At 71.7% G+C, this 4,335-nt stretch carries 4 protein-coding genes; all 4 read left to right on the forward strand.

Annotation, left to right across the window (positions count from 1 at the left end):
- Positions 1 to 315: 315 nt before the first annotated feature.
- The 4 genes from purS to HMPREF3105_RS04640 all read left to right on the forward strand — a co-directional run bounded on the left by purS (position 316) and on the right by HMPREF3105_RS04640 (position 4,292).
- On the forward strand, positions 316 to 582 hold the full coding sequence (gene purS / locus HMPREF3105_RS04625) for a phosphoribosylformylglycinamidine synthase subunit PurS (RefSeq protein WP_002856633.1): 267 nt from the start codon (positions 316 to 318) through the stop codon (positions 580 to 582).
- Positions 579 to 1,373, forward strand: a complete 795-nt coding sequence (gene purQ, locus HMPREF3105_RS04630) for a phosphoribosylformylglycinamidine synthase subunit PurQ (protein ID WP_070708867.1) — start codon at positions 579 to 581, stop codon at positions 1,371 to 1,373. The genes purS and purQ overlap by 4 nt, the downstream gene beginning before the upstream one ends.
- Complete coding sequence (purL, locus tag HMPREF3105_RS04635) at positions 1,370 to 3,676, forward strand: phosphoribosylformylglycinamidine synthase subunit PurL (RefSeq protein WP_041103643.1); 2,307 nt, start codon at positions 1,370 to 1,372, stop codon at positions 3,674 to 3,676. The genes purQ and purL overlap by 4 nt, the downstream gene beginning before the upstream one ends.
- A 235-nt stretch (positions 3,677 to 3,911) precedes the next feature.
- A complete protein-coding gene (locus tag HMPREF3105_RS04640) occupies positions 3,912 to 4,292 on the forward strand; it encodes a YtxH domain-containing protein (protein WP_044658681.1) in 381 nt (126 codons plus the stop codon).
- The last annotated feature ends 43 nt before the right edge of the window (positions 4,293 to 4,335 follow it).

Raw genomic sequence — 4,335 nt, forward strand, 5'->3', positions numbered from 1 at the left:
GACGCCGGGCGGAGCGGGCCTTGATGCGGCGCACTCCCGTCAGCACGACGCCGGCCGCCGCGGCGAGCAGCGCGGGGCCGAGCGGGCTGATCGGCCGGCGTCGGCCGAGCGGGGACATACGGGTCTGCTGAGGTCTCATGCCGCCAGGCTACGCCGGGCCGGCTGCCGCGTGCCGCCCCCATCACACCCACGATCCCGCGTCCGGGCGGCCGAGTAGACTGGCCGGGCAAGCACGCGGAGCGCCCAGGGCCGGGCGTGAGACGGCATCTACACCGTCCTGCTCCGCGGCATCGTCCCGCACCCAGGAGCGTGTTCATGCCCATCATCGTCGTCGACGTCATGCCCAAGCCCGAGATCCTCGATCCGCAGGGCAAGGCGATCAACGGGGCCCTGCCCCGCCTCGGCTTCACCGAGTTCAGCCAGGTCCGCCAGGGCAAGCGCTTCGAGCTCACCGTGGAGGGCGAGGTCACCGACGAGATCCTCGCCCAGGCCCGCACGGCCGCCGAGGAGATGCTGTCCAACCCCGTCATCGAGGACGTCGTGAACGTGGCCGTCCTGGACGAGGCCGAGGGCGCCCGATGACCGAGCTCCCCCTCATCGGCGACTACTCGACGCCGACGACGCCGCTCAGCGGCGCGCGCATCGGCGTCATCACCTTCCCCGGCACCCTGGACGACGTGGACGCGCTGCGCGCCGTCCGCCTCGCCGGCGCCGAGCCCGTCTCCCTGTGGCACGCCGACGCGGACCCGCAGCGGACACTCGCCGGCGTGGACGCCGTCGTGATCCCGGGCGGCTTCTCCTACGGCGACTACCTGCGCGCCGGCGCGATCGCGCGCTTCGCCCCCATGATGGACGCGGTGGCGACGGCGGCCGGCGGCCCCGAGGGCGACGCGGACGGCCTGCCGGTGCTCGGCATCTGCAACGGCTTCCAGATCCTCACCGAGTCGCACCTGCTGCCGGGCTCGATGGTCAAGAACGACCACCTGCACTTCATCTGCCGCGACCAGGAGCTGGTCGTGGAGAGCACGGACACCGTGTGGACCCGCGACTTCGAGCAGGGCCAGACCATCACCGTGCCCCTGAAGAACCAGGACGGCCAGTACGTGGCGGACGAGACGACCCTCGACGCCCTCGAGGCCGAGGGCCGCGTGGTGTTCCGCTATCAGGGCTGGAACCCGAACGGCTCGCGCCGGGACATCGCGGGCATCGCGAACCCGGCCGGCAACGTCGTCGGTCTGATGCCGCACCCGGAGCACGCCGTGGAGACGGGCTTCGGCCCGGACACCGCCGCCGGCCCCCGCTCCGGCGTGGACGGCCTCGGCTTCTTCACCTCCGTCCTGACCACCCTCGCCAGCCGTGGAGGCCATGCATGAGCCAGCAGTTCAACATCGAGACGGTCGCGGACGCCCAGGCGACGCCGGACGTCGAGCAGCCCTGGGCCGAGCTGGGCCTGAAGGAGAACGAGTACGCCGAGATCAAGAAGATCCTCGGCCGCCGCCCCACCGCGGCCGAGCTGGCCATGTACTCGGTCATGTGGTCCGAGCACTGCTCGTACAAGTCCTCTAAGGTGCACCTGCGCCAGTTCGGCGAGAAGCTCACCGACGAGATGAAGCAGCACATGATGGTGGGCATCGGCGAGAACGCCGGCGTGACCGACCTCGGTGACGGCTGGGCCGTGACGTTCAAGGTCGAGTCCCACAACTCGCCCTCCTACGTGGAGCCCTACCAGGGCGCGGCCACGGGCATCGGCGGCATCGTGCGCGACATCATCTCCATGGGTGCCCGCCCGGTGGCCGTGATGGACCCGCTGCGCTTCGGCGCGATCGACCACCCGGACACCGCCCGCGTGTTCCACGGCGTGGTGGCCGGCATCGGCGGCTACGGCAACTCCCTGGGCCTGCCGAACATCGGCGGCGAGACCCGCTTCGACCCGATCTACCAGGGCAACCCGCTCGTCAACGCCCTCGCCGTGGGCGTGCTCAAGCACGAGGACCTGCGTCTGGCCAACGCCTCCGGCGTGGGCAACAAGGTAGTTCTGTTCGGCGCCCGCACCGGCGGTGACGGGATCGGCGGCGCCTCCGTGCTGGCCTCCGAGTCCTTCGACGGCGACGGCAAGCCCGCCAAGCGCCCCTCGGTGCAGGTCGGCGACCCCTTCTCCGAGAAGGTGCTCATCGAGTGCTGCCTCGAGCTGTTCCGCGACTCCCTCGTCGAGGGCATCCAGGACCTCGGCGCCGCCGGCATCTCCTGCGCCACCTCCGAGCTCGCCTCCAACGGCGAGGGCGGCATGCGCGTGGAGCTGACCGACGTGCTGCTGCGCGACTCCACGCTGACCCCGGGCGAGATCCTCATGTCCGAGTCGCAGGAGCGCATGATGGCCGTGGTGACGCCGGAGAACGTCGCCGCGTTCGAGGCCGTCATGGCAAAGTGGGACGTCGAGTACTCCTGGCTGGGCGAGGTCACCGGCGACGGCCGCCTGATCATCACCTGGGACGGCGAGGTCATCGTCGACGTGGACCCGCGCACCGTGGCCCACGACGGCCCGGTCTACGAGCGCCCGTACGCGCGTCCGGCCTGGCAGGACGAGCTCCAGGCGGACACGTTCCGCTCCTCCGAGGCCGGTCAGGACCTGCCCGCCACGGGCGAGGAGCTGCGCGCCGCCGTCGTGGAGCTGATGAGCTCCCCGAACCTGGCGGACACCTCTTGGATCACCCGCCAGTACGACCGCTACGTCCGCGGCAACACCGCCCTGGCGGCCCCGGACGACGCGGGTGTGGTGCGCGTGGACGAGGAGACCGGCATAGGCGTGGCCCTGGCCACGGACTGCAACGACCGGTTCACCTACCTGGACCCGTACACGGGCGCGCAGGCCTCCCTGGCCGAGGCGTACCGCAACGTCACCACCGCCGGGGCCGTGCCCCTGGCCGTCTCCGACTGCCTGAACTTCGGCTCCCCCGAGGACCCGGACGTGATGTGGCAGTTCGCGGAGGCCGTGCGCGGCCTGGCGGACGGCTGCCAGACCCTCGGCATCCCGGTGACCGGCGGCAACGTGTCCCTGTACAACCAGACGGGCAGCACCCCGATCCACCCCACCCCCACGGTGGCGGTGCTCGGCCAGCTCGACGACGTCCTGCGCCGCACCCCGTCCGGCTTCGCCCCGGACGCGGACGGCCAGGCGATCTACCTGCTGGGCGAGACCGCGGACGAGCTGGACGGCTCCGAGTTCGCGCGCCTGCGCGGCCACCTCGGCGGCCTGCCCCCGAAGGTCGACCTGAAGAAGGAGCGCCTGCTCGGCGAGCTGCTGGTCAACATGTCCCGGGACGGCATGATCGACGCCGCCCACGACGTCTCCGGCGGCGGCCTCGCGGCCACCCTGTCCGAGATGGTGCTGCGCTTCGGCGTGGGCGCCCGCGTGGTGCTGGACGAGGTGCTGCGCCGCGCCGGCGTGGACCTGTTCACCGCACTGTTCTCCGAGACGCAGGCGCGCGCCGTCGTGGCCGTGCCCCGCACCGAGGAGGTCCGGTTCACGGACATGACCACGGCCCGCGGCTACGCGGCCGTGCGCATCGGCGTGGTGGACGCCGACTCCGCGGCCCTCGAGGTCCAGGACGCCTTCACCCTGCCGATCGCGGAGCTGCGCGAGGCCTGGGAGGCCACCCTGCCGAAGCACTTCGGCTGACCCCGTGGGCCCACGGGCCCCGGCACGACGACGGCCGCTCACCTCCGGGGTGGGCGGCCGTCGTCGTGGGGCGGGACGGCGGGGACGAACGCCGCCGACCCTCGCACGGCCGTGCGCCTCAGTCGTTGACGCGGCGGGCTCCGATGACCAGAGTGATCCCAGGACAGCGCGCCAGCGCGCCGCCCGGCCCGTCCAAGAGGGTCGGCGCGGTCCCGACACATGAAGGAGACCACCCATGCGCCTCATCACCCTGGGCCTCGGCGCCGCACTCGGCTACCTGCTCGGCTCCGCCGAGGGCCGCAAGAACCTCGAGAAGATGACCCAGAACGCCCAGAAGCTCTGGAACGACCCCAAGACCCAGGAGAAGGTCGGCCAGGTCCAGGAGACCGCCCAGCAGAAGTTCGCTGAGGTGAAGAAGTCCGATCCGGTGCAGAAGGCCACGACGAAGGTGGAGGATGCCATGCAGGGCAACGACAAGAAGAACGACGTCCGCGAAGATCGCGTGACCGAGTCCAACAACGACAACATCACCTCGGCGGCCCGCCACGGTGCCGAGCCGGACACCATCTCGGACCCGTCCACCCCGCTGGGTGACGAGGGTCCGCTGACGCGCTGACCCGCGCAGACACGGCGGCCCGCCTCCCCGAGGGGAGGCGGGC

It is taken from the genome of Micrococcus sp. HMSC31B01 (assembly GCF_001816085.1).
Taxonomy (GTDB): Bacteria; Actinomycetota; Actinomycetes; order Actinomycetales; family Micrococcaceae; genus Micrococcus; species Micrococcus luteus.